This window comes from Planctomycetota bacterium (assembly GCA_016207825.1).
In the GTDB taxonomy this organism is placed as follows: Bacteria; Planctomycetota; MHYJ01; order JACQXL01; family JACQZI01; genus JACQZI01.
The window spans coordinates 181649-206400 of the sequence record JACQZI010000007.1 but is presented as its reverse complement, the minus strand read 5'-3'; the positions used below and the strand labels follow the sequence as shown (position 1 = coordinate 206400).

General features: G+C 48.4%; 19 protein-coding genes. 8 read left to right on the top strand and 11 right to left on the bottom strand.

The features are described from left to right. Nucleotides 1-349 precede the first annotated feature (349 nt). Nucleotides 350-1189, bottom strand: a complete 840-nt coding sequence (locus HY811_02665) for a PAS domain-containing protein (GenBank protein ID MBI4833710.1) — start codon at nucleotides 1187-1189, stop codon at nucleotides 350-352. 277 nt (nucleotides 1190-1466) lie between these two features. On the opposite strand from HY811_02665, the gene thyX reads away from it, so the two are divergent. The 3 genes from thyX (at nucleotide 1467) to HY811_02650 (ending at nucleotide 3803) form a co-directional block, all read left to right on the top strand. Further along, nucleotides 1467-2093 carry an FAD-dependent thymidylate synthase gene (gene thyX, locus HY811_02660; GenBank protein ID MBI4833709.1) on the top strand — a complete coding sequence of 209 codons (627 nt, stop codon included), beginning with the start codon at nucleotides 1467-1469 and terminating at the stop codon, nucleotides 2091-2093. 154 nt (nucleotides 2094-2247) lie between these two features. Continuing rightward, nucleotides 2248-3000: an ABC transporter ATP-binding protein gene (locus HY811_02655; protein MBI4833708.1), complete on the top strand. Its 753-nt coding sequence runs from the start codon at nucleotides 2248-2250 to the stop codon at nucleotides 2998-3000. Then, the gene (locus tag HY811_02650) at nucleotides 2997-3803 is read left to right on the top strand and encodes an ABC transporter permease (protein MBI4833707.1); all 807 of its coding nucleotides are present in this window, start codon (nucleotides 2997-2999) and stop codon (nucleotides 3801-3803) included. Before HY811_02655 ends, HY811_02650 begins: the two co-directional genes overlap by 4 nt. 508 nt (nucleotides 3804-4311) lie before the next feature. Here the strand turns inward: HY811_02650 and HY811_02645 are convergent. The 4 genes from HY811_02645 to cooS all read right to left on the bottom strand — a co-directional run bounded on the left by HY811_02645 (nucleotide 4312) and on the right by cooS (nucleotide 10881). Beyond that, the gene (locus HY811_02645; GenBank protein MBI4833706.1) at nucleotides 4312-5592 is read right to left on the bottom strand and encodes a hypothetical protein; all 1281 of its coding nucleotides are present in this window, start codon (nucleotides 5590-5592) and stop codon (nucleotides 4312-4314) included. Between the two features lie 482 nt (nucleotides 5593-6074). After that, complete coding sequence (cdhC, locus tag HY811_02640) at nucleotides 6075-8339, bottom strand: CO dehydrogenase/CO-methylating acetyl-CoA synthase complex subunit beta (protein ID MBI4833705.1); 2265 nt, start codon at nucleotides 8337-8339, stop codon at nucleotides 6075-6077. A gap of 156 nt (nucleotides 8340-8495) precedes the next feature. Beyond that, a complete protein-coding gene (locus HY811_02635) occupies nucleotides 8496-8888 on the bottom strand; it encodes a four helix bundle protein (GenBank protein ID MBI4833704.1) in 393 nt (130 codons plus the stop codon). A gap of 55 nt (nucleotides 8889-8943) precedes the next feature. Further along, entirely contained in the window at nucleotides 8944-10881 is a 1938-nt protein-coding gene (cooS, locus tag HY811_02630) for an anaerobic carbon-monoxide dehydrogenase catalytic subunit (protein ID MBI4833703.1), read from the bottom strand. Between the two features lie 142 nt (nucleotides 10882-11023). Here cooS and HY811_02625 point away from each other — a divergent pair, with 142 nt between their 5' ends. Genes HY811_02625 through HY811_02610 form a run of 4 tightly spaced genes read left to right on the top strand, consistent with a single transcriptional unit; the run spans nucleotide 11024 to nucleotide 17711 of the window. After that, the gene (locus HY811_02625) at nucleotides 11024-12064 is read left to right on the top strand and encodes a prepilin-type N-terminal cleavage/methylation domain-containing protein (GenBank protein ID MBI4833702.1); all 1041 of its coding nucleotides are present in this window, start codon (nucleotides 11024-11026) and stop codon (nucleotides 12062-12064) included. Continuing rightward, the gene (locus tag HY811_02620) at nucleotides 12061-16221 is read left to right on the top strand and encodes a hypothetical protein (protein ID MBI4833701.1); all 4161 of its coding nucleotides are present in this window, start codon (nucleotides 12061-12063) and stop codon (nucleotides 16219-16221) included. The genes HY811_02625 and HY811_02620 overlap by 4 nt, the downstream gene beginning before the upstream one ends. Continuing rightward, complete coding sequence (locus HY811_02615; GenBank protein ID MBI4833700.1) at nucleotides 16222-17223, top strand: type II secretion system protein; 1002 nt, start codon at nucleotides 16222-16224, stop codon at nucleotides 17221-17223. It abuts the gene before it with no gap. 59 nt (nucleotides 17224-17282) lie between these two features. After that, nucleotides 17283-17711, top strand: a complete 429-nt coding sequence (locus HY811_02610; protein ID MBI4833699.1) for a prepilin-type N-terminal cleavage/methylation domain-containing protein — start codon at nucleotides 17283-17285, stop codon at nucleotides 17709-17711. A 4-nt stretch (nucleotides 17712-17715) separates the two neighbouring features. Here HY811_02610 and HY811_02605 read toward each other — a convergent pair whose 3' ends face one another. Together HY811_02605 and HY811_02600 are read right to left on the bottom strand one after the other, a co-directional pair. Then, a complete protein-coding gene (locus tag HY811_02605) occupies nucleotides 17716-18177 on the bottom strand; it encodes a hypothetical protein (protein ID MBI4833698.1) in 462 nt (153 codons plus the stop codon). Nucleotides 18178-18253: 76 nt separating this feature from the next. Continuing rightward, a complete protein-coding gene (locus HY811_02600; GenBank protein MBI4833697.1) occupies nucleotides 18254-18700 on the bottom strand; it encodes an EamA family transporter in 447 nt (148 codons plus the stop codon). 180 nt (nucleotides 18701-18880) lie between these two features. Here HY811_02600 and HY811_02595 point away from each other — a divergent pair, with 180 nt between their 5' ends. Next, nucleotides 18881-19555, top strand: a complete 675-nt coding sequence (locus HY811_02595; GenBank protein ID MBI4833696.1) for a type II secretion system protein GspG — start codon at nucleotides 18881-18883, stop codon at nucleotides 19553-19555. Nucleotides 19556-19572: 17 nt separating this feature from the next. On the opposite strand, the gene murJ is transcribed toward HY811_02595, so the two are convergent. The 4 genes from murJ to groL form a co-directional block, all read right to left on the bottom strand. Next, nucleotides 19573-21237, bottom strand: coding sequence for a murein biosynthesis integral membrane protein MurJ (murJ, locus tag HY811_02590; GenBank protein MBI4833695.1), 1665 nt, complete (start codon nucleotides 21235-21237; stop codon nucleotides 19573-19575). Nucleotides 21238-21327: 90 nt separating this feature from the next. Continuing rightward, entirely contained in the window at nucleotides 21328-21993 is a 666-nt protein-coding gene (gene grpE, locus HY811_02585; protein MBI4833694.1) for a nucleotide exchange factor GrpE, read from the bottom strand. Then, nucleotides 21990-23105: a molecular chaperone DnaJ gene (gene dnaJ, locus HY811_02580; GenBank protein ID MBI4833693.1), complete on the bottom strand. Its 1116-nt coding sequence runs from the start codon at nucleotides 23103-23105 to the stop codon at nucleotides 21990-21992. Before dnaJ ends, grpE begins: the two co-directional genes overlap by 4 nt. A gap of 8 nt (nucleotides 23106-23113) precedes the next feature. Continuing rightward, nucleotides 23114-24727 (bottom strand): chaperonin GroEL, encoded by a 1614-nt coding sequence (groL, locus tag HY811_02575; GenBank protein MBI4833692.1) that lies wholly within the window; start codon nucleotides 24725-24727, stop codon nucleotides 23114-23116. Nucleotides 24728-24752 lie beyond the last annotated feature (25 nt).

Genomic DNA, 24752 nt, shown 5'->3' with positions numbered 1-24752 from the left:
ATACCAAAGCAAAGGAGAAAAGTCAAATCAAACCGCCAAACTAAAAAAGTTGAGGAAGCCATTATGCTTGAAATAATTATAAAGGAAAGGGGATAAAGGAAAGAGGGAAACAGCACGGGTGGAACGCATGGTGCATACTCAAAGCTGAATTCTTCAAAGATGCTGAATCAAGCCGTTCCCCTCTTTATCCATGAACTGTTTTATTTATATAATAAAACCGTGCAATTGTCAAAAAATGTAGTTTGGGTAAAAACAGGCTAATAATGGGTATATTATATACCTGGTAACTCCCTTTAAAATCAATTCATTGCGTTTCGATTGCCTTGGCCCCACTATGGGATTGAGGGGCTTAGAGGGTCTGGAGGTAGGTTTGGAGATTAACGGCTTTATTGTTTATATGGAGCTTGCGGCGGATGCTTTTGCGGATGGTCTCGATGGTTTTGGTGGAAAGATGCAATTCCTCGGCGATGTCTTTGTTCTTGTAGCCGTCTTTAATCATGGCGCATATTTCCAGTTCCCTTTTGGAAAGGGCGATGTGCTTGTCCGATATTTTTATTCCGAAGTCCGAAGCGACGTTTTTTATATCCTTTTCCATGCTTTCGCAGAGTTTCTTTTGGGTTTCCGATGCCCTTGCTTTCAGCCGGCGCAGCTTGGGTAGTATGATATTTTCCAGGTTGGAGGTTATCTTTTTGGCTTGCTCGTTCTTTTCCACGCTGATTTGTTCCATGACCTCTTTTAAGGCGATATTCTTTTGTTCGAGCGCCTTGCTTTGCTCCTGGATGTGCTTTTCCGTCTGCTTGCGCTCGGTGATATCCTCATAAATCGCCACGACCTCACCCGAGTTTAGCCGGAAGATATAATTTTCCCTCCAGCCGACGATTCGCTCGTCTTTATACAGGGAAACCGGGAAATGCTCCGGTTTACCAGTGCGCCAGACTCTTTGGAACACCGCAAAGATACCGAAATCCTTTACTCCCGGAAAGACCTCCGTAACTTTCCGCCCGATTACCTTTTCCCTTTTGATTTTCTCTACTCTTTCCGCCGCCCGGTTGAAATCATTGAAGACAAAATTCTTTCCATTTTCCACTGCTGTGTAGACCGCTACGGCATTGGTCATGTTATCGAATATAGCCCGGCATCGGCGGTCATTCTTACAGAACAGGGTGCAGTTTTCTGGTTTCAGTTTCATGTCGTTCCAGTGTTAAATAGTATACCAGGGGCGGAATAATTTGCAAGGTCTTTTCCATTAATATTTCATCGTTTTATTGTTCCGGAGCAACAATACGGCATTAAATAATGTAACGGTCTGGAATCCCGCTTTGCGACCAAAGGCTATAGTCCACGCAGAGGAAAGTCCTTTAAGGGCGGGATGACGTCCCCGTAACGTAGAGAAGGGGATTATTCATTAAATAAACTATTTTATTTATGGATTATTCGGCCGGCAGGAGTATAATAAAAACCATATTATGAAAGTGGAATTATTGACCATTACGCCGGACGCGGAGCGCCTGATAGAAACTGCAGGCAGGACCGCTTACCTTTCCCAGGAAAAGCAAGGTCGTGATACGGAAAAGGTATTCATCAAGATGCTCGTCAAAAAAGGGCATCTTTCCGTCCTGGAACACGCCGTGGCGACCTTCCGCCTTTCCGGTGTTTCGCGCGCCTTTACACACCAGCTTGTCCGCCACCGCCTGTGCTCATTTACCCAGCAATCACAGCGCTATGTGGATGAAAGCAAGTTTTACCATGTGGAGCCTCCGTCCATAGCCGCCGACCCGGAATGCCATGCCCTCTTTGCCGAATTCATGGAGCATTCGCGGCAAGCATATACGGCATTGCAGAAAAAAGGCATCAAGAAGGAAGACGCCCGCTTTGTCCTTCCGAATGCGGTTACTACCCAGCTTATTGTCACGGCGAATCTAAGGGAGTGGAAACACATCATCCAGCAGCGCGGCCACCGCCATGCGCAATGGGAAATACGGTATGCCATCATAGAAATACTGCGGATATTGAAAAAGCATCTGCCGACGGTCTTTGTCGATTTTGAGATTGACGACGAAAAGAAAATCATCGTCAAGAAGAAGGAAGAATAAAGCCGGAGTTCCAATGCGGAGTCCCGATTCATCGGGACGACGTCCCCGCATCCCGCAAGACGGGAGGAGCGGGATTACAATGTTACAATGTTTTAGCGTTCCGGATTAACAATTTAACAATACAACATTAAAACAATTGAACAATCCTATAACTATGCCTGCTGAACAAGTGCTGGAGATTTCTAATCTCACCAAGGAGTTCGGGGAACTGAAGGCGGTGGATAATATTTCCTTCTCCCTTGAACCCGGGAAAATTATCGGGCTATTGGGACCCAACGGCGCCGGCAAGACCACCACCATCAATATGCTCCTGGGGATACTCACGCCCACCTCAGGCGTTATCAGGATTCTGGGGAAAAGCCTTGCCGAGCACCGCTCGGAACTCCTTAAGCTCATGAACTTTTCCGCGGTTTACGCCCATATGCCGGCAAACCTGACTGTTTCCCAGTGCCTGCATGTCTTCGGCCTGCTTTACGGGGTGGAGCGCCTTAAGGAGCGTTGCCGCTCGCTTTTAAAGGAATTCGATTTGGAACAATTCGCCCATACAAAAACCGGCGTGCTTTCTTCCGGAGAGGCCAGCCGGCTTAATTTAGCTAAGGCAATTATCAACCGCCCGCGCCTGCTCTTGCTCGATGAGCCGACCGCGTCCTTAGACCCGAGCATCGCCCAGCTTATCCGCGGCCGGATAAAAGACTACGTCGCCCAAACCGGCGCGGCGATTCTCTGGACTTCCCATAACATGGGCGAGATTTCCTCGGTATGCGACCGCGTCCTTTTCCTTTCCCACGGCCGCATCCTGCTTTCCGGGAATCCGCGGACGCTGCCGGCAGAGCACAATAAAAGCAATCTGGAAGAACTGTTTATCACCGTGGCGCGCGAGCCATTGACTTTGGAGAAACAAGCATGAACTTAACCAGGATTTACGCCGTTTTCCTGCGGCAGATTTATTTAATCAAAGCGAATCCCATCCGGCTGGCAGGCATGTTCGTCTGGCTCTTGTTTTCCGTCATCCAGTGGGGGTTTATCAGCAAATATCTGGGGACGTTCGGGCAGGCGACTTTCGGATTTGTCACCGTGGTACTCGGCGCGATTATCCTCTGGGAATTCATGGGCAGGGTGCAGGCGGGCATCATGATGGCATTCCTGGAAGATATCTGGAGCCAGAACTTCTTCAACTATTTCGCCTCGCCCCTTAAAATCAGCGAATACCTGGCCGGGCTGGTCATCACCAGTATCGTTACGGCGCTCATCGGGTTTGTTATCATGATACTCATTGCCGGCGCGGGCTTCGGATACAATTTCTTTATCATCGGCGTGATGATTCTGCCCTTTATCATGATTCTCTTTGTCTTCGGGGTAGCGATGGGGATTTTTATTACCGGTGTAATATTCAGGCTGGGCCCGGCGGCGGAGTGGCTGGGCTGGCCGATACCGTTTATCATGTCCATCTTTGCTGGGGTATTCTATCCGATATCCGTCTTGCCGGACGCGCTTCAGGTGGTGGCGGGGCTGATTCCGGCGAGCTATGTCTTTGAAAGCATGCGGATAATATTCGAAGGTGGCGAATTCGGCGCCCGGGTAGCGTCTAACCTGGCAGGGGGAACGGCATTGGCTTTGGCATATCTGGCGGCGGCGTATTATTTCTTTATGAGGGTTTACAAGCGGAATTTGAAGCACGGCAATATCGGCCGCTTCAGCGCGGAGGTATAATAAACTAACATTTCCTTAATCCTAAAAAACGAATTAAACGCGGATTAAAACGAATATAAGTAGGTTTTAAGGCAGGGGGGTGGTGCTACTCCCCCCTAAACTTAGGGCTAACTACTCATAAATACGGTGAGACCCCATCTCAAATGCGGAGGGACTCCATGGCAAATGCAGAGGGGCTCCATCTTAAATGCGGTGATGCCCCATCTCAGATGCGGTGAGACCCCATCTCAAATGCAGAGAGGCTCCATCTTAAATGCGGAGAGACCCCATCCCAAATGCGGAGGGACTCCATTCCAAATGCAGAGAGACCCCATCTCAAATGCGGAGAGGCTCCATCTTAAGTGCGGTGGGACTCCATCTTAGATGCGGAGGGACTCCATGATAGTAACGGTGGTATATACCTATGCAAAAATGAATCCAGAAAACGAGGCAAGAGATAATGGAGAAATCAAATATTAGCAGGCACAGTATGTTACGGTCTGGGCAACTATTCCTTTCATAATAATTGTTAATTCGCATTGCGCGCTTTGATTTTCGTTCCTCTAAATTTTATAATTTTATTCGCTATGTTAATCTGCTTCTTTAAATTACCTGATGGTTGGGATAGTAATTGGTGAAACATTTCCAAATCAGATTCGCTTTTAAAATGATGACTTAATTGAATTAAATGGAATATACAATTTTCAACCAAAAACTTTAAGATATTTAACTTACCCAATCCCTCTCCCGGAAAATTTCCTTTATGCACTAAAGAATTTCTGAGTTCACACATAATATCTATTGTATAATTCCATATTTTTTGTTGTCCAAAAATCAGCTTGATTTTATCCCCTACATTTTTTATAGACGTTTTCTCGGATTGAAAAGTAATCAGCTCTAATACCTGCCACAGTTTAAGGAAATTTGTATCCCATTCTAACGAGTCTAATGAAGTCCCATATTTTGAAACAGCTTCTAATATTAACCATTTCAAGCTATCCTCCGATGGTTTTATTAAAAATAATGCCAATAACTTTTTAAAAACAGTGGGCTTAAAGTGTATCATCAAATTAACTGTTTTATATTTAAATTCGGTTAATTCGTATCTAAACTGATTATAGCTTTTATCAGGATTAAAAATTACGTAAAAGGGCGAGGGCAAAAACGAATTAAGGTAACTTCTATCACCAGATTGATTATGAATAACGTAGGCGTTATTGCTAAAATTTAAAATAGCACGAAATAATTCAAACTTTTTATACGCGGATGAAAAACATTCTCCAATATGCTTTCCTTCCCCGATAACTTCAAACCATGCAAAATCATCTAAGCTAATAGACCGAAAAGTTGATATCCGATATTCTGCGTCCTTGGTAAATTTATCAAAAGCAAAATTACTATTTATATATCTCCATGTGTGACAATGTATTTTATCGCCACATATGCTATAAAGCTTTTTCCGGTTGAACATATCTGGCTTTATATTAAGTTGGAATAAAACATGGAAACTCTTTTTACTTGCGTTTAGTGATTGATTAATCTGTTGCTTTATAACCTCTTTGAATCTATTAAACGACAGGTTATTATCTTTTCTGAAGATATTAAAACTCGTACGTATTAGGTTTTCTTTAAAATCGTATTCTTTGATTACATCAATTTTAATTGCATGCGATAAAATATATAAACATTGGAGGTATTTAAAATTGTCAGTATGCTCTATGCTGCCCTGTGAAGATATCTTAGTTAGTTTTATTAATTCATCTAAAGCAAATTCAACTCTGTCCCGTGATTTTTCATCAATTAAAATCATAGTATCTATTCTTAATGACTTATTCCCGGTGATATAGGAATCGTTTTTTCTCGCCCAAGACGATTATATCTCGTTTCCAGGACTTGTCAAGAGATAAAACCGAGACGACACAAATAAAGCTTAAAAGATTAATGGTTTCAGGATTAAAGGGAACGGTCAGTAAATGACCAGTTTCCAATGAACAGTGACCAATGAAAAAGGGTGTAAATATGAATATAAACGAGCTGGAGGAGAAATATGAGAAATTTTCATGGAATTCCAAGATTTTCCCGCAAAAGGCAGGGGGGTCAAGCGAATAATAGTATGGAGGGAGTGGTTAGTAATGATCACATACCAAACCGCCTGTATTCGGGACACATCCTATTTTTCTATTTCTCACACCCGCGCCTGTTTGCGTTCGGGCAGGTAGACGTAATTCGTCGTCTGGACGCACGCCTTGCAGACCTTTTCCTTACGCGCCAGCCAGCAATAACCGTTTCTTTTTACCCAATCAGCGGCGGCATACTCAGTGCCGGATGGTTGGTCTTGGTCAAATACGCCACGACTTCTTCTTCCGTCGTCGCCACCGTTTCATCCGCAATCTTATCCAGTAAATCCGGCATGCCGATTTCCTCGGCGCGCTGGTTAAACAGTTCCTTCAGGTCTTCTTTCAAAGACTTGGGCATCCAGACGAGGCGCTTCAGGCCGCCCTCCGCCAATATAAATTTCTTGCTGATGATATAACGTTTGCTGTGCCCGATAAAGCCCGGGACCTGCTGTCCGCCCCCGACCGTTCCGGCTAAAGTTGAAAACTTCATTCCCGAAGGCGTCATACCCGCGAACTCACGGTTCACGCTCATAATCCCGTTTGCCAGCGGCAGGACCGCGGCAATGCATTCAAAGCATCCGCAGGAGGTCATCGGTTCCGATAATATGCTGTAAGCGCTCATCGAAGAAAGCGCCTTCCTTGAGGATTGATAGATAAAATCGTTCACGCCTTTCCACTGCCCCTTGATTGGGTCGAGCGTTTCGCCCTTAGGGACAGGCTGGTTTGGCCCGCGCGGATTAATCTGGTAAGCGGCCTTGCAGGTGAACCAGTTATAAGAGCCGCACAGCCCCGTCCGCTCCGGCGAGACCACGCAGACGTGGGTGGGCGCGAAGCTCTGGCACAGTAGGCACGAATAATATGTATCGGTGGATTCATCGGTCATCGAGCCGATGCGCTCATCGCGCTTCTTGTAGGTTTTCCTGGCAATCTCCCGCCATTTGATGACGTCCGCTTCTTTGGTGTATATTTTCACTTCGACCTTATCCACAATCGAGCCGAATTCCGTATGGAACTGGGCGTGGAGAATCGTGCCCAGGTGCGCGAGCTTAAATCCTTTTTCTTTGGCTTCACGGCTGATGCGAATCCAGTTGATATCGCGCTGTCCCATATGGAAGATGCCCTGGGCTTCGTTTATGAAGTTATGGAATCTGCGTTCCAGGACCGGTTCGAAATCCTCCTGCATCTCTCTGCCTGCGACTTCCGCCACGATGCCGATTGGCAGACTGCTTCCGGCCGGGAGGTCGGTTATTTCCGGCCCGATGACTTCTATATTGCCGTCGGTTATTTCCTTGGGGTTTTTCATGGCGACGTATTCAAAGGCAGGGGTTTTATTCCCGCCCATTTCCACGTAGGTATCTTCTCCGCGGATGCGCTCGCCTTCAAACGCCGGGCCGTAGGCAACCGGGATGGGTATTTTATGTATCTGTATTTTAAGACCGCGCACCTCGATGGCTTTCTGGACCATTTCTTCCGGTTTGACCGGAGAGACGACGTGCTCGTAAGTGCAGACGCCGCTGGGGAGAATCTGCCCGATATCCGTTTCCGAGATGGTGGGAAATCCGAAGTTGATGGCGCCGGCCGCCTGGGCGTGCTTTTCGTCATCCACTTCGCCGAATGCCAAGGCAAAGGCGAAGATGCGCATCTTGTTATATTTAAGGATACGGCGGAAATCGCCCGGCTTGACCCCGCCGAAAGAGAGGGCCGCGCGCGTGGCGAATCCAAGGGCGTGGACCGTGGCGGTGACATCGCTCCCAAAGGGAACCAAACGCGTTTCCCAGCCCATCTGGACCTTTGATTCGCGCAGTTGATTGGCCATACCCCATTCAGTTTTTCCGGAGGAATTAATCGGGAGTCCCTTGCCGTCAGGCAAGGGGGCATTTACCTTGTTGGACCCTGAAATAAACACATATAAATTCTTTTCCTGGAGTTCGCGGGCGACCTTTACGGCAATTTCCCTGGAAGGGCACGCGCCCAGGCAGGCGGCGAAGCCGGGTGCGGTGCCGTCCACGAATTCGATTCCGCGCTTACGCATAATGACGTCATCCGCCGCGCCGAGCCAGAAATCGCCTTCTTCCGGGCAGTTCTCGGCGACGATATACGGGGGCTTCTCGATATATTTTATCGCCTCTATTATTTCATCCGCGAAGAGCGTTGCCATTCCGCAATCCAATGTATGGCCGAGGTAGGGCACCCAGACCTTTTCATCGGGCACCGGATGCAGTAGTTTTTTGGCTTCCTGGAGGAGTTCTTTCAGCTGGGCGGTTTTGGTGATTTCCATCCCGAGTATACCGTGTGAGATGGGCAGGAAATAGCCGGTATTGGGGAGCTCCACCTTTTTATCCGGCCCGTGGGTTTTCAAGGCATCTTCAAGCGCGCGTTCGGCGCGGGCGACCAGCTTATGCGCCCCGCGGATGGCGCGGGTGGCGATTAACTTTGACATACGATACTTTCTGTTACAATGTTAGAATGTTTTATTGTTACATTGTTAGAGAGTTTTATTGTTCTAATGCTAAAGAGTTTCGCTGTTTTAATATTAAATTGTTTTGTTGATATCTCTAAACACTAAAACGTTGTAACATTTTAACATTGTAACTCTTTAATTACGCAATCTGAATTTTTCCCCTTTAATACTGCTTTTGCATAAGTAATCAATAAACCTTTTTAGCATAATTGAAATATGGGTAACTAATTCTATCGCAGAGGTAAAATCATCTTTGCTGATATATTTTTGTTCAAGTGCGATATATAACTGTGTCCTGGCTTCGGAAGCTGAGCCTTTGGCTATAAACAAGAACTGGATGAATTCTTTATTGGAACCACGTTCGAATCCTTCGGCAATATTGGAAGGGATGGAAACCGCCGCGCGGCGCAGCTGGTCACGTAAGCTGTAATCCTTAAAAGAGCTTTTGCCTGTTAAGGCGTAGAGTTTATTCACCAGTTCCATTGATTTTTGCCAGACCTCTAAATCTTCAAATCTTTTTATTCCCATAAAACACTCCAACATTAAAACATTGTAACACTATAACGCTAAAACACTAGAACATTTAAACATCTAACGCCCTTCGGGCTTCCATATCAAAGAGTTTTCGTTCCTGCGTTTTGGAGATGCCGAGCGCTTCGCGTTTCTTATTGATATGGTCGATAATCAGGGCGGCTGTTTTGCCGGCATCCGTTTCAAACGCCCACCTTGCTTTATATATTTTTTCGTAATCTTCGAATAAATGTTTGGTAAGCGTCGGGCTGCCGAGGGTCGGCCAAGTGACTCCGAAAACCGTCAGGACTCCGGAGGCGACGAAATACTGCCCGATGGCAAGGGCTTTTTCACTCATCCATTCCGGCGCGCAGCCTGCCACCGGCAGGTCGGAGATGTCGTTTCCAAGTCCGCCTTCGCGGACCATTTCCGAACAGGCGATTAAGATGCGGCTGTTATCCACGCAGGCGCCGCAATGGAGGACCGGCGGCATGCCAACCGCGGAGCAGACTTCAGCCAGTCCCTTGCCGGCCTGGGTTGCCGCTTCCGGGATAAGCAATCCTTCCTTGGCGCAGGCGATTGCCGCGCAGCCTGTTTCCACTACTAGGATATCATTGCCGATAAGTTCTTTCACTAAATCTATGTGGGATTTATCGTGCTGGACGCGCGGGTTATTGCAGCCGACCACCCCGACCACTCCGCGTATCCTGCCGTTGATGATATTGTCGTTAAGCGGGCGGTAGGAAGAGCGGAAAGAGCCGCCCAGCATGTAATTGATAGTTTCGTGGGAAAACCCGGCGATTAAGTCCACTTCGTTTTTGGGAATCAGGACCTTGCCTCGTTTGGGATAGTTTTCTATCGCCACGGTGAGCATCTTCTTGGCGATATTCAGCGCGTCGTGCTCGTTGAACTCGATATGCTCCGCACCGGCTATCTTTGACTTGGGCGAGGCGGTGATTATTTTTGTATGGAAGCATTTGGCCAGCTCCGGCAGGGACTGCATGACGCACTGGACATCGATAATCATGGCTTCGACCGCGCCGGTGAGTATCGCCAGTTCCTGCTGGAGGAAATTACCGGCCATGGGAACTCCGTGGCGAAGGAGTATTTCATTTCCGGTGCAGCACATTCCGGCGAGGTTGATTCCTTTGGCGCCTTTTGAGGTTGCGAGTTTTATGAGAGCCGGGTCTTTGGCGGCGCGGGCAATCATTTCCGCGAGTAACGGCTCGTGCCCGTGGATAATGACATTTACCTGGTCGGTTTTAAGGACGCCGAGATTCGCCTTGGCGCGCAGTGGAACCGGCGTGCCGAACATGATATCCTGCAGTTCCGTGGCAATCATCGAGCCGCCCCAGCCATCTGCCAGGGCGCAGCGGGAAGCCTGGAGCATGATATTTTTATAATCCATATCCACCCCGATATGGGTGCGGTGGAGCATTTCGACTATTTCGCGGTCGATTCCGCGCGGGGCGACGCCGGAGTCTTTCCAGAGATCCTGCCGTTTTGCCGGGGCGCGCTTTGCCATTTGGAGCTCGCCCGACTGCTGTCCGAATTCAGCCAGGCATCTCTCCCCTAGCTCTTCGGCGATTTCGTTATCCGTTCGCCCTTCGGTTTTGATATTGTAGAAAGAAGCAGTTTGTTTTAGTTTGGCTTTGTCCTTGATTTCGTAGCCGGGGACTTCGCTGCGCGCGGCGGCGGTAAAAGTCCGGGCGACTTCGCGGGCGTGGTCGGAATGCGATGCCGCGCCGGAAGCAACCATGCGGGCGAAGTTGCGCGCGGCAACGGTATTGATATCCGCCCCGCAGACGCCTTTTACCTCATCCGGCTTTTTCGGGTTGAAGCGGCAGGGTCCCATGGCGCAGTTTTTACAGCAGCTGCCGGTCGCACCGATGGGGCAGGGTTTTACTTTCTTCGCCCGGTAGAAAACCGTTTCCATCTTGTTTTTATCCGCCCAGTCCAGTATTTCGTTAGTGGATTTACAGGCCGAAGGTTTTCCGCTTTCTTTTGGCATAGGTTGTTCCTTTGCTTATAAGGATATTATTTTTAGCACAGGATGCCGCCAGCGTCAATCTAAAACGCCGCTAAAATATTGTCGTTGAGCGGGATATAAGATATTGACAATTCCCGGGAAATAAGATATATTTCCAATATATATGAAATGCGCGGGGAAAAAGAGCGGCGGATTTACGCTAATAGAGCTAATTGTGGTGATAACCATTATCGCGATGCTTTCCGGCGTGGGCATAGCTTTTATTTCCACCGCGAACAAGCAATTCGGCTTCCAGGCAACCCAGGGCTCGATTGTTTCCATGCTGAGAAGCGCACGCAGCCAGGCGATTACCCAGAAAGAACCATCCTCGGTTATCTTTGACCTTTCCAAGAAAGAGGTTTACCTTTTGGTCAGGCGCAATAGCCGCCTGTGGCATATGGAAGACGGCACGATGGGTAAAGTCACCGGCGCTTTCGGCAATGATGCCCAGTTTACCGGGCTTATTGAGCTTGCACCGGAGGGCCGTTTCGGCAGGGGACTGGCTTTTAACGGAGCCGGGGAGGTAGATTGCGGAAAGCTTGTCTTAAAGGGAAACGAAACGTCCCTGATGATAGACCTATGGATTTATCCGGTCAGCCAGACCGACCAGATTATTTTGCGCATGCCCGTTGTCGAAGATGAATCGCCTGCGGACAGCAAATATTTCCTGATGCTGACCGATGATAGGGAATTGGTCGCCAAATTCGGAGATGTCCAAACGACTTCAATGAAAGGAATCGTCCCGCTGGAAAGATGGTCACGGCTTAAAATGGTTTACGAAGCGCGTTTGCCTAATCTTTACAACATGCAATGGGGTGATTTAAAAGTTTGGCTGAACGACAGCCTGGTTGCCCAAATCAGCGGAACGACCCAGGCCAAGGAATTCAATCCTATGATGCTTTCGCTTCAGGATACGCCTTTTTACGGAAAAATGGACGAGGTTAAAATCAGCACGATTGCGGCAACCGATCTGACCAAGCTGGATCCACCGAGCGTGGAAATTACATCCAGTATAGCGCCGATAGATAATAAAATAACAGTGACGTTTGACAGCAAAGGAAATTTAAGCGGGGCAACCACGGCAACTATCGGGATGGCCTGGCCGGCTAACAGGGAGTCTTTTAGCATTACAATAAATTCGTCGGGAATGGTGGAGGCTAAATGAAGAAGCGTGAGCGGGGTTTGGCGCTGGTGATTGTGGTTTTGATTCTGGCTAGCCTGGTGGCGCTGGCAATACCTTTTGTCATTTCCATGTTTTTCAAGGAGCGCATTACCAGGAATACCTTTTTTGTCAACCAGGCGCGCTATGACGCGCAGTCGGCGCGTAATACCGCTATCACATGTCTTTACCAAACACACGACACCTACGAAACGCAGGCAGGTTCGGTTCCGCCTTATACAAATACGGATGTTGATACCCCCCAGGAATTAAAGGTGAATATGGACGCGTTTTCCTTTTTAACCAAGGTGCCGGACCCGCGGGGCGATATCTGGGGTGTTGATATTTTTGACGAGCAGGGAAAAATCAATATCCGTTCGGCGCCGGAGGCAATCATGCGCAATCTCAAGACTATCATGAGTAGTTTGCAGGGGGTAAAGCTGGAAGATTTTATTACCGAATATTCGTATTGTTCGGATGAATGGATAGAACCGGTGCAGATGCGCGGTTGTTATTTTGACGAGGCGACGCAAACGACCCGGACAATATTTACTGCTCCCGTATCAGGGCGGTATCGCCGGGATGGGGCACGCATCCGATTGACCAAGGGCGATAAGCAATTCTTTGCCCGTTCCTATGTGATTCCGACAAAACAGTGCACGGTATGTTACGGAATTTATCCCGTATCGATAAGCGACCATCCGCAACATTACCCGCCGCCTCCGCCGGGGCCGGGCGGGCCCCCTCCGGGAGAAGAGTGGTACACCGTCCCCGGACCCAGAAGCGTGTATTTGGACCGTGATGTGCCGGAGGAATTTCGTTCGCCTTTTACGGTCATAGAGGTTGCCCAAATCCATCCCATAAACATAAATACGGCACCGGATGAGGTGCTTAAGGCTAATTTGTTGGGCGTGGGCTGGCACGGTTATGAAGCGGTTTGGGACGATATTGCCAAAGAGTGGATTTGGGAGGAGCGCGATTACCGCGTGACTGAAGAGGAAGCGGAAAAGGTGACGGAAAAGATAAGGGCGAACGTCAAAGCCGGTGGATTTACCGATATCACCGAATATTATCTCCTGCTTGATGCCTGCGTATCGGCAACCGATATCACCGGTTACCAGCGTAATGTTCTTTATAATAACAACCTCGGTAAATCCGAATTCAATGATTTAATCGAAGGGACTTTTACCGCGACAGTCCCGTTTTGTGTGCGTTCATACGATAAATACACCGCGGTTTCAGCTGGGATTGTGAATTACCCCACCGGAAACGAGGCAACCATGGTGACCAAAAGAGAGGTTATTGATATCACGCCGCCGGGAACAAATAAGTGGGGGATTGAAAGCCAGTATGATTTCGACAGGGAATTTCTATCTCCTTACGGTAATGCCGCCATGTTTAGCACTTATCCTAATTTAACTAATTTGGTGACAACCAACCCGGATGTGCTTCCGGACCATTCGCGCGACCCCGATAAAGGAGAATTGAAGCTTAAGGCAAGTACGGATACGCGCGGTAACAGTATAGTCTTAAGCGACCATTTCAACGATACGCATGAGGGAATAGATTTACAGGGGAATCCCGTGAGCTACACGGCAAGTAATATTTTTACCATGCAGAACCTGGATATCATGCCCGGCGGGGTGGAAATGTGGGTGAAGATAAACACAATTGTTTCCCCCTTATATTTCTTTGATATCGGCCAGCGGGATTATGAAAACCGCATTGTGCTTTATTATGCCGGAGGCGAGCTTATTCTTAAGGCGTGTGATGCGACCGTTGCCCAGGAATTCTCACAGATCAAGGCAAACGTAACGCTCAGAGCCGATACCTGGTATCATTTGGGTGCTTACTGGAAAGGGACTAAATACGCCCAGATGGCTTTATTCCTGGATGGGAAACCGGTCGGTAATTTTTCACATAATATCGGCGGGCAGGATTTGGTGGGTGAGCTTTCCGCGGAACTAACCGATTCGGTTGATATAACCACGCCGGACGGAGCAGGACTTATTATCCCGATGACCTTTGCCGGTTTATTCCCTCCGAGCGGGGTGGTGGAAATCGGCGATGAAGCTATTGAATACAGCGGGACAGCCGGCGGTGGGCTGCGCGTCGTTCAGGTTTGGATCCCGAATCCTACTCCGGGACAGCCGGATATCCTTGCTTATCACGGGCGTGGGGCGCGGGGGACGACGATTAAAAAACACCCGGCTGGCGCCAAGGTAACCATGTATGGATACGCCAATGTGCTTAAAAGCAACATAACCTTAAGCGGTTATCCGGCGCTGGATAGTTCCAGGATAAAAACCGGCGGGGCAACCGTGGCGACCGAATTACCCCAATTCATGCCCCGAGTCCAAGTTTGCAAGCCGGAAATATTGGATGGTTTAGGTAATGTGTTGCAGGAAGAAGGAATTCTGGCAGCCGATTCGCAGATACCGATTACCCCTTGTGATATTTCTTACTCGGTCTATAATACACAAACCTATGCATATACGAACTATACCAGGACATGCACGATAGACGATTTTCCGGGTGAAGGTTATCTTGTGATAGGGTCAGAGGTTATTTTCTATTCCGGTAAAGGGACGATGGATGTAATTGATTATATAGAAAACGATTTAAACGGCGATGGGATGATTCAAATCAACGAAATCAGCACCCCGACCGTAACCGTCGGCTGTTTTACCGGCTGCCAGCGAGGAATGGTATCCACAACCGCCGCTTTTCATGGAGACCGGAACGAGACTAAATTATATTCTCTAAAGGTTACGGATAATACTAATTACCCGGACCGCGGGATTATCGAAATCGGCGATGAATGGCTAGGGCCAGTGCAGAGGGAAGGAACCGATTATTTTATCGGGATTGTCAACGGCACTACGCCTCTCAATTTCCAAAGGGGACTTTACTGGACCGGCGCAATGACACAGACTGTTGGGTCTAAAATAATGCAGGTCATCGCCGCCAAGTCGCCTTATTCCGGAGGAGGCGACAGGGTGACTATCATCGAGCCTGACCAGACCCTGGATAAGGAGGAATGCATCATAAGCCGCCTCCGTTATATCAATAACCAATGGCTTTTGACTTTTACGGATAATGTCAGCCGGGAATATCCGGTAGATAATAATATTACCAGACTTCTCAAATTCCCGTCAGACGAACTGCTTTCTTATATACCGGAAAAATGCTATGCCGGAAGCAAATGCCCGTTTATTGACGGCGAAATCCCGGTAAGTTTTGACGGTATGATTGATGAGGTGAAATTCTTCCGGACCAACAAAGGCGATTTCAAATCCGCCATGGATATTCTTCCGGACAGCCCTGCTTCCGGCGACCCGATTACCATGAATAATGTAAGCGGCTTGGGCGAACCCGGCTTGATAAAAATAGGCGATGAAATTATCGGTTATGTCAGCATTAGTGCTTCAGGTCGGCAACTGATTAATTGCAAGCGCGGTTTTCTTGAGTCGCCTATCCAGACTCATGATAACAGCCAGCGCGCCATGCATATGGCTTTCATCCCTATCGGCGTACTTGATACGGATATTTCAGCCGAGGATAGTTATATTACGTTTACCACGCAGTCGACTTTCATGACCGAAGGTTATATTCTGGCTGATAACGAGGTGATCGGTTATTCAGGACTGTCGGGGAACGACCCCTATATGCCGTATGACAAAAACTACAGGGGTATATACCGCGGTTCCTTCGGCACCATGCCACTTCCGCACAGCCAGAATACGCTTGCAGTCGGGATTCCTTTCCGTTATTTTGACCGTTACCAGGTGGGTGCGTTTGATACAACCATGGCGTATTTCAAGTCGGCCACAAGAATGATTGATGCCAAATGGAAAAACCTGAAGTGGGATGATGACGGCTCCGGCCGTCCTAACGTAAGGATAAAAATGCTGGTTAGGTTTAATTCGCTTCCCGCATGGGATACCGACCCGACCAATGAAGAAGGCGGTATTTTTGAATTTACCGCGCCGGACGGGGCCAACGAGTTCGATTTTAAATCCGACCAGATAGAAGTTCTGACTTTCGTGGAATACCTGAGCGGCGCATTCTTAAGCGATGATTGGAAATATTCACCGGCCTTACGCGGTTTGTGGGTGGAATACGAAAAGCCAAATCTCATAAGAACCAACCAGGAAAAGTAGATGATTAAACTGAAACAGAAAGACGGGTTAACTCTTATTGAACTCCTTATCGCCATAAGCATATTTTCCTTTTTATGCGTGTTGCTTGCCGGGCTTATCAAGGTGTCTTTTGATTTATGGCGCGGGAGCGAACGGCAGGGTGATGTTACCGACCGCCGACAGATAATACTGGAAACATTAAGAAACGACATGGAAAGCGTTTATTTGGAAAAAGAAACCAGAGAAGTTATTAAAGATATCGTCGGGAACAAGCCGTTGCCTGATGATATCAGCGTAAAAGAGCCGAGTTTTTATACCGATATCGACCAGGCAGGTAACCATTGGGTTTATCTTGTCCGGACCGACAGCGATAACATGTATGAATTCAGCTCCGGTAATATACCCTCTAAAAGGGTTATCCGGGTGATGTATTACATTAGAACGAATGCTTCGGGTAAAACAACCCTATGCCGCAGCGTACTTGATAAAGCCACGGCCGTTAAATTTTTTGTGGATAAAGAATACATCTCAGGAAGTTTCCCTCTATCCACCCAGGAGACGCTTTTTGAAGATGTTGTCTATTTTGGGGTCAAGCTGGTTATTGACAGTTCTAAAACAGAGAAAAAATGGGATTCTTTGCCTCAGGATAAAGACACCCTTAAGCCTTCTTCGGATGAAAATACGCTGGTGGTAAAACAGACATTGCCCCCCGCGATAGAGCTTGAAGTGGTCTTGAAGCCCTCGGTATTTCCGGAGCCTTATATCACGCTGAGGACAGATAACGATAATACATTGCTTGTCAGCAATACCAACGGATTACCAGCGCCTTCTGAATACGTTAAAATAGATCAGGAATGGATTGAGTTTTCCGGCTTCAGCGGTAACAACATAAAGGTCAGCCAGCGCGGCGCTCGTAATACCGCAAAGGCGGACCATCCAAGCGGGGCATTTGTCATTTACGGAGAAACCTTAAAACAATTGTTGTATTTTGTTACCAGCGGAGCAACAGCGACGTCCCCGTAATCCCGTCTTGTGCGGGATGAAAGCGGGCGGAGACCGTAGGTGAGTGTGGCATTATAGATATGATTACAGGTAAAAAATACGGTTGTCAACGCGAGGTCATTAAGGGCTTTACCTTGCTTGAAGTTATTATTGCTTTGCTTGTTTTGGCAATTGGTTTATCCAGTATATTTTCACTTCTGGGCCGGGGCACCCATTCGCTTTACCAGGGCGTAACCGATTTGACGCTGACCTCTTATGCCACCACCATCTTTTCCGAGATTTCCGCAAAGCTTAAAGCTATCGGGGATACCCCGCAAAGCTTATACGACCAGAAACATCCTTCTTTCCCTCCTAATTACAGCTATGACCTCGAATTCGTTTCTTTGGAACCGGTAAGTCCCGCCGTGCGCGATGCCGGCAAGAATTCCATACTTGTGGTTCTGACCATAAAATGGATGCGGGGCAGGTATAGCCATTCGGAAAAGTTCCAAGCCATTATGTTGCGGTAAGTGTTTAATACGGATAGGATTTTTCCTTGGAGCTATTGTCTTCCAGTGCGCGGTCAATCTTGCGTCTTAAATCGTCCGCCGTATGCTTGGGCGCGAAGCGCGTATGGAGCCAGTAGCAAATATAAAGGCCGAAAGAAACGAAAATAAGGAATTCCAGCGGATTCATCCAGCGCGGTGCGATGCAGGCGTTAATCGTCCGGACGATACCCGCAATCAGTCCCTGTAAAATATAAATGGTCCGCGCGCTTTCAAGGAAGCTGACCGAGACCTGTAATCCCGCCGACATTACCAAGACGGCCGAGAAGACCGCGCCCAGAAAGGCCATGCCTTTTCCCACGAATAAATCCAGGAAACTATTCATCACTTTCCAGACCAGGTATGTCAGTGCGGCGGTGGTAAAAAGAGAAAACAGGAATGCGACTGAATTATCTGCCACTTCCCACGGATTTATCGGAATTGGTCCCATAATTATCTCCTTCTTTAGTGATTACGCCTTCTATATTAATCCAAAAGGCTATTGCCTGTCAAATAAAATTAATAAGCTATGTGGTCGGCTTAACCTGCACCAGGTAAATTCCTATCATAATGAGTAAAATTCCCAGCCATTGTTGGACGGAAACGGTTTCTTTTAATAGGAACATGGCAAAAAGCGCCGTAACCAAAGGATACGCCGATGATATCGGGACTACCTGCGAGCTCGGCGCCAGCCGCAAGGCCGCGTAATAGGCGACCATGGCGATAAAACCGGCGAGTATTCCACTGGCGGCAAAATACAATGTTGAGCGCATATCACTCCGGACGAGAGTTATAATGGATTGGCTCTTGCCGGAGAAAACCGCCAGAAGCGCCATGGTGACAAAAACCACCGCTGCCCGGATGGTCAGCCCGGAGAAAGAATCGCCTGTCTTAAGGGCCATCTTATCGAAGACCGCGGCAATTCCCCATCCGAATATGGCGATTATGATGAAAATTATTGCTCTCGTGTCCATGATTCGCTCCTTTCAATTACCCCCGACCCCGAAAGCATTCGGGGTCAGGGCTGGTCCCGCCCCAGCGGGAGGGAGCGGGATTTAATCTGTTTATAAAAAGTCTATACCATAATAATCGAAAAGTGTCAATTCTAAGCATACCAAATTCCGATAAATAAGTGTTAACATAAGGAGGCGAGTATGAATAAATTCATAAGAATTATTGTCCTGAATTTGCTGGTAGCTCTTATAATTCCGTTAGGCGCCTGCAAAAAGGAATCACCAAAGGAGGCAGTCAATCCTTCGGCAACAACTCCCGTTGAGACGGTACCTGATAACCCGGTTGAAGCCAAGAAAATGCGGATGGCAGAAATCATAAAGGAGTTGGTGGATATCGAGGCGCAGAAGGAGAAATTGCCTGAATTGCGGGTTGACGAAAAACTGGCGCAAAGGGAACAAAGCTTGTTGAAAGAAGGCGAGACATTAAGTGCCGAGCTGACCGGCGGCGATCTGAGCAAGGAAAACGCGCTTGTAGAAGAAGTCGTAAAAAAATACGCCCCTGAATACTATGAAAAGCTGTCCGCTGAAAGGGCCAAGGCCATGATTATCTCGGCGGAAAGCCGCCTTAGAGGAATCCAATATGCCCTGGAGAAATACAAGTGCTGTTACGCAAAGTATCCGGCCACGGACGAAGGGTTACTTTTCCTAACTCTGGAACATGATGATAAAGGATCTTTTATGGATAAAAACATGCTTAAAGATCCATGGGGTAATGAAATTATTTACGAGCTCGTTGACGAGCATCAATATAATCTAAAATCACTCGGCCCGGATGGCAAAGACAATACCTCCGATGATATAGCCTTGGAAGAATGAGAGACGAAGCGCAGCTTTTACTTATTCTTTCTTGCCTTGCGTTTCAAGCCCGCATTAACCCAGAATTCCTTGAAGTTTTCGCGTGCGAATACCAGAGAAATGAGCATATATAAAATCACGCCGCCGGTTACCGGGATTATCACCTTCATCAGCCCGACCCAGAGTATTTCTATTTTATCAATCGGTTCCGGCATCGCCAGGAGCATGAAATAGCAACCGGCTCCCATAATAAGCGCGATAATAAAGCCGGAGATAAATGACTTGGAAAACTCTGCCCGTTGCCACTTGCCAAACACCTCAGTCTCTCCAGTGCAGGTCTTTTTCTCAAGTAGATAAAACAGCGTAAAGAAATTGGCCAGCGCCGTTATCGCCGTCGCCAGCGCAATCCCGGCTTCCTGCATGTATTGGACCAGGATAAGGTTAAGGACAACATTCATCATAACCATCATGGCGCCAATCTTGACCGGCGTTTTCATGTCGTTAAAGGCGTAAAAAGCGCGGTTGATTATCTGCAAGCCACCATATGCCCAGATGCCGATGGCGTAACAGGCAAGCGCCGCGGCCGTGCGCGTTACCGCCGCGTTATCAAGTCCTTTGCCGTGGAATAAGAACTTAGGCAAAATATTATATACCAAATCTACAACCGGCACGCACAAGACAACTAGGCCGATAGATGCCGGAATCGCGATGAACATAGTGAGCCTGAGAGACTTCGCCAGATCTTGCTTCATCCCGCAAATATTCTTTTTGCTGATGTATTCGGCAAGGAACGGGAATACGGCAATCGCCATGGAGATGCCGATAATCGCCAGCGGCAATTGCATGATGCGGTTGCTGAAATAAAGGGCGGAAATCGCGCCGTCTTCCCTGACAAACGCCCGCGCAATAATGACATCCACCATCAGGTTTATCTGGACGATGGCCAGCCCGAAGGTCGCCGGACCCATCAGTTTCAGTATCTTCTTAAAGCCTTCATTCTTGAAATCTACCTGCGGCTTATAGCCTATCTTCCGTTTGATAAGCGAAGGTATCTGCATAACCAGTTCCAGCAACCCACCGATAATAATGCCCCAGGCAATCACGACGACCTGCTTTTCCGGGGCAGGCGTAAATAACGGCGCCACTAGGAACGCCGCTATCCAGGAGATATTTAATACGACCGACGCCAAGGCCGGCATGGCAAAGTGCTTAAGGCTGTTTAAGATTGCCGTCAAAAGGGCGACCAGGCAGATAATAGGCATATAGGGAATCATTATCCTCAAAAGCGAGGCGAATAGCGGATAAAACCCCGGGTCCTTTTGCGATGGGAACATATTCGCCATATCCGGTATGAGAAATGAAATTGCGACGATAACCGCAGAAATCACCATAAGGAATATCGTCAGCGTGGTGATGATGATATTCAGGAATCTCTGCATCTCCGTGCGCTCTTTATTATGGATGTAATCGGAGAAGGTCGGGATAAAGGCGCTGGATAACGCCCCTTCGCCGAAGAGCTTACGGAAGAGATTGGGAATCATGAAGGCGAAAAAGAAGGCGTCCCCAATCCATCCGAAAAATGTCGTAAATAACATATCGCGGATAAATCCTAAGACGCGCGAAAGCATGATACAGGCGCTGATGATTTTGGCGGAACCGGCTACGGTTGCTTCCTTTGCCTTGTCAGAGTGTTTTTCCGGCATAATCTATTATATCGGTAGGATTTATAAACGGAATCAAGCAATTACTTCTGCGTGGGATTCGTTGTATTCGTGTTACCCGCCTGACCAAAGTCATTCGGGCAGGTTCGTGTTTTGTTTGGGTGGCGTGCTCACCTTTACCTGCGCCGGGCGGATAACGCGGTCGTGGAGTATAAAGCCCGGTCGGACTTCTTCCATTATTATGCCTTCAGGGTGCTTATCGGATTCTATAGTGGCAACGGCTTCGTGCTGGGCGGGATTAAACTTTTCCCCGATGGTTTTCATCACGGTAATCCCGCGCTTTTCCAGGATTCTTAATAATTCCCGGCGGGTTAAATCCACGCCTTCCTGTATGCATTTGGCGTCCGCTGATTCGCATTTCATTTCAAGCGGCTTATTAAGGTTATCAAAGGCCGGCATCAGTTCCTTCAAAATAGATTCATCCTGGTATTTTTCCCAGCATTCCTTTTCCCGTTTGATGCGTTTCTGGTAATTGGAAAAATCCGCCTGCGTCCTTTGGAGTAAATCCAGGAATTCCTCCCTTTCCTTGACCGTTTTTCTTAAAGCCTCTATATCCGTTTCCACTTTCTTGAGTAACGCCGCGTCATCGGAAATTGCCCGGCAGATTTTATCCAGTGGCGTTGCCGGCTCCGGCTGGTTTTTCGGGGCGGGCGGTTCGGGCTTAGGCTGGGAGACAATAGGCGTTCCGTCCGGCATCACCAGTCCCGAAGGCTTTTCCTGATTCTTCTTTTTCATCATGATACTTTTTCCTGCGTCCTGATTTTACGGATTGTATTGATATTCTTAATATCGTCAAACTGACTCAGTTTTTTTATCAGCTCCGCCTGCTCTTTGGAAATATTATCCGGAGGGTCTATGGTCACACGGACTATCTGGCTTCCGCGGTGTTTGCCTCTCAAATCCGGGAATCCCAAGCTTTTTAGGTTGAAGATATGTCCGCTCTTTGTTCCGGCGGGTATTTTAAGCTTAGCCGGCCCGTCTTTCAAGGTAGGCACGTCAAGTTCCGCGCCCAGCGCCGCCTGGCTGTAGGTAATCGGCATTTCGCAGACGATATCTAGTTCATAGCGGTCGAATATTGGGTCCGGCGCGACAAAGATATCGCAGTAAAGATCCCCGCGGACCGAACCGTCCTCGCGCGATGGCTCGCCTTCGCCTGCTACGCGCATACGGGAAGAATCCTCTATCCCGGCCAGTATTTTCAGTTTTATCTCGCGCTCCTTTTTCACCATTCCGGTGCCCTGGCAATAGGAGCACGCCTTTTTAATCATCTTGCCCTGCCCGCCGCAATAAGGGCACGCCGTTCGCACGGAGAAAAATCCGTGGCTCTGGGTGACTTCGCCCCGGCCGCCGCATTTGTTGCAGGTGACAATATCGTTCTTCTTGGCGCCCAGTCCCTTGCATTCAGGGCAGATTTCGTTGCGCTTTAAGTTAATCGTCTTTTCCACTCCGGAATACGCCTCGCGGAAAGGTATGGTCACCTCGACCCTGAGATTTGTTCCCCTGGCGCGGCGCCTTCCACCGCCCCCGAATAAACTGGAAAATATGCTGTCTCCTTCAAAGACATTGCCGAAGACGTCAAAGATATCTTCGATAGATGAAAATCCGCGGCTGGTGAACCCGCCCAGTCCGGCGTGTCCGAAACGGTCGTATTGGGCGCGCTTTTCCGGGTCGCTTAAAACCTCGTATGCCTCGGCGATCTCCTTGAATTTCTTTTCCGCTTCTTCCTTATCGGTCGGATGCCGGTCCGGATGGTATTTAAGCGCCAGCTGGCGGAACGATTTCTTTATCTCTTCTTCCGAAGCGCCCTTGTGGACGCCGATAATTTCATAATAATCTTTCTTTTCAGACATAACAATTGCTATTTCACGCTGCCTTCAATCTGTTCCTTCTTTTCCTTCAAATCCGTAATCATGGTGCGTGAAGTCAGCATCATACCGGCGATGCTCGCGGCGTTCTGTAATGCCAGGCGCATCGTCTTGGTCGGGTCGACTATTCCTTCATCGAGCATATCGACGAATTTGCCGGTCATCGCGTTAAAGCCGGTGTTGCCTTTACCTTCCGCGGCTTCTTCGACAATCGCCGAGCCGTCGTGTCCGGAGTTTATGGCAATCTGTCTTAAAGGCGTTTTTAAGGCTTCCGCCACGATACGTACGCCTATTTTCTCGTTTTCATCGTCAACGGATTTTTCCAGCTTCTTTAAGTCAGGGATAATCCTTAAGTATGCGATACCGCCGCCCGGAAGAATTCCCTCATCCCTGGCCGCCTTGACCGCGTGGACGCTGTTTTCCACGGCGGCTTTCTTTTCCTTCATGGCCGGTTCGGTCGGCGCGCCGACTTTAATCAGCGCCACACCGCCCTGTATTTTGGCGAGCCGCTCCTCGTATTTCTCTTTATCGTAATCCGAGGTGGTCGTTTTAAGGAGTTTCCTTATCTGTTCTATGCGCGCGTTGATGGCTTTCTTTTCCCCGTAGCCTTCGATGATGGTGGTCTTTTCCTTTTCCACACGGACCATCTTGGCGCGGCCGAGCTCATCGAGCGTGATATTTTCAAGCTTCCGCCCGCTTTCCTCTGAAAGCATCTCGCCTCCGGTAACCGCGGCGATATCTTCAAGCATCGCTTTCTTCCGGTCTCCGAATGCCGGCGCCTTGACCGCGCAGACGGAGAGGACATTCTGCAGTTTATTGGTTACCAGAAGCGTCATCGCGTCGCCTTCCAATTCCTCGGCGATGATAAGGAGAGGCTTGCCGGTCAGGAGTATTTTCTGCAGTATCGGCAGGAGTTCCTGCGCGTTGGTTATTTTCTTTTCGCTGATAAGGATATACGGGTCGGAAAGCTCCGCGGTGAAGTTATCCGCTTTATTTATGAAGTAGGGCGAGATATAGCCCTTGTCAAAATCCATTCCTTCAGCGAATTCAAGCGTCGTCTCGCGGCCTTTGCTTTCTTCCACGGTGATGACGCCTTCCTTGCCGACTTTCTCTATCGCGTCCGCGATGAGTTTGCCGGCGGTTTCGTCGTGGTTTGCCGAGATGGTCGCGATTTTCTGGTAATCGGATTTATTCTTGATTGGAACGGACATCCCTTTAAGCTTTTCAACAGTGAGCGCGACTGCCCGGTCGATTCCCTTTTTAATGTAGGAAGGATTCGCGCAGAAAACGACATACCTTAAGCCGTTTTCATAGATATACTGGGTGAGTATCGCCGCTGTCGTTGTGCCGTCGCCGACTACCTCGGCGGTTTTCTCGGCGGCTTCGGCAATCATCTTGGCGCCCATATTCTCGAATGGGTCAGGAAGCTCCACTTCCTTGGCAATCGTCTTGCCGTCGTTGGCGGTTTCCGGATTGCCGAAAGATTTCTGGATAATGACGTTCTTGCCGGTCGGTCCTAAAGTCACTTTCATGGTATCCGTGATTTTGGCGATTCCGGTACGCACCTTTTGCCAGGCGGCATCATCGAACATTATTTGTTTGGGCATAGTTCCTCCTTTTATAAATGAGCAT

Excerpts from the sequence above, each read along its gene's own strand:
- HY811_02600 (MBI4833697.1), bottom strand. The coding sequence starts at position 18,700 with ATGGACACGAGAGCAATAATTTTCATCATAATCGCCATATTCGGATGG.
- murJ (MBI4833695.1), bottom strand. The coding sequence starts at position 21,237 with ATGCCGGAAAAACACTCTGACAAGGCAAAGGAAGCAACCGTAGCCGGT.
- dnaJ (MBI4833693.1), bottom strand. The coding sequence starts at position 23,105 with ATGTCTGAAAAGAAAGATTATTATGAAATTATCGGCGTCCACAAGGGC.
- HY811_02645 (MBI4833706.1), bottom strand. The coding sequence starts at position 5,592 with ATGATTTTAATTGATGAAAAATCACGGGACAGAGTTGAATTTGCTTTA.
- cdhC (MBI4833705.1), bottom strand. The coding sequence starts at position 8,339 with ATGTCAAAGTTAATCGCCACCCGCGCCATCCGCGGGGCGCATAAGCTG.
- HY811_02595 (MBI4833696.1), top strand. The coding sequence starts at position 18,881 with ATGAATAAATTCATAAGAATTATTGTCCTGAATTTGCTGGTAGCTCTT.
- HY811_02650 (MBI4833707.1), top strand. The coding sequence starts at position 2,997 with ATGAACTTAACCAGGATTTACGCCGTTTTCCTGCGGCAGATTTATTTA.
- HY811_02655 (MBI4833708.1), top strand. The coding sequence starts at position 2,248 with ATGCCTGCTGAACAAGTGCTGGAGATTTCTAATCTCACCAAGGAGTTC.
- grpE (MBI4833694.1), bottom strand. The coding sequence starts at position 21,993 with ATGATGAAAAAGAAGAATCAGGAAAAGCCTTCGGGACTGGTGATGCCG.
- HY811_02620 (MBI4833701.1), top strand. The coding sequence starts at position 12,061 with ATGAAGAAGCGTGAGCGGGGTTTGGCGCTGGTGATTGTGGTTTTGATT.
- HY811_02615 (MBI4833700.1), top strand. The coding sequence starts at position 16,222 with ATGATTAAACTGAAACAGAAAGACGGGTTAACTCTTATTGAACTCCTT.
- thyX (MBI4833709.1), top strand. The coding sequence starts at position 1,467 with ATGAAAGTGGAATTATTGACCATTACGCCGGACGCGGAGCGCCTGATA.
- HY811_02635 (MBI4833704.1), bottom strand. The coding sequence starts at position 8,888 with ATGGGAATAAAAAGATTTGAAGATTTAGAGGTCTGGCAAAAATCAATG.
- cooS (MBI4833703.1), bottom strand. The coding sequence starts at position 10,881 with ATGCCAAAAGAAAGCGGAAAACCTTCGGCCTGTAAATCCACTAACGAA.
- groL (MBI4833692.1), bottom strand. The coding sequence starts at position 24,727 with ATGCCCAAACAAATAATGTTCGATGATGCCGCCTGGCAAAAGGTGCGT.
- HY811_02625 (MBI4833702.1), top strand. The coding sequence starts at position 11,024 with ATGAAATGCGCGGGGAAAAAGAGCGGCGGATTTACGCTAATAGAGCTA.
- HY811_02605 (MBI4833698.1), bottom strand. The coding sequence starts at position 18,177 with ATGGGACCAATTCCGATAAATCCGTGGGAAGTGGCAGATAATTCAGTC.
- HY811_02665 (MBI4833710.1), bottom strand. The coding sequence starts at position 1,189 with ATGAAACTGAAACCAGAAAACTGCACCCTGTTCTGTAAGAATGACCGC.
- HY811_02610 (MBI4833699.1), top strand. The coding sequence starts at position 17,283 with ATGATTACAGGTAAAAAATACGGTTGTCAACGCGAGGTCATTAAGGGC.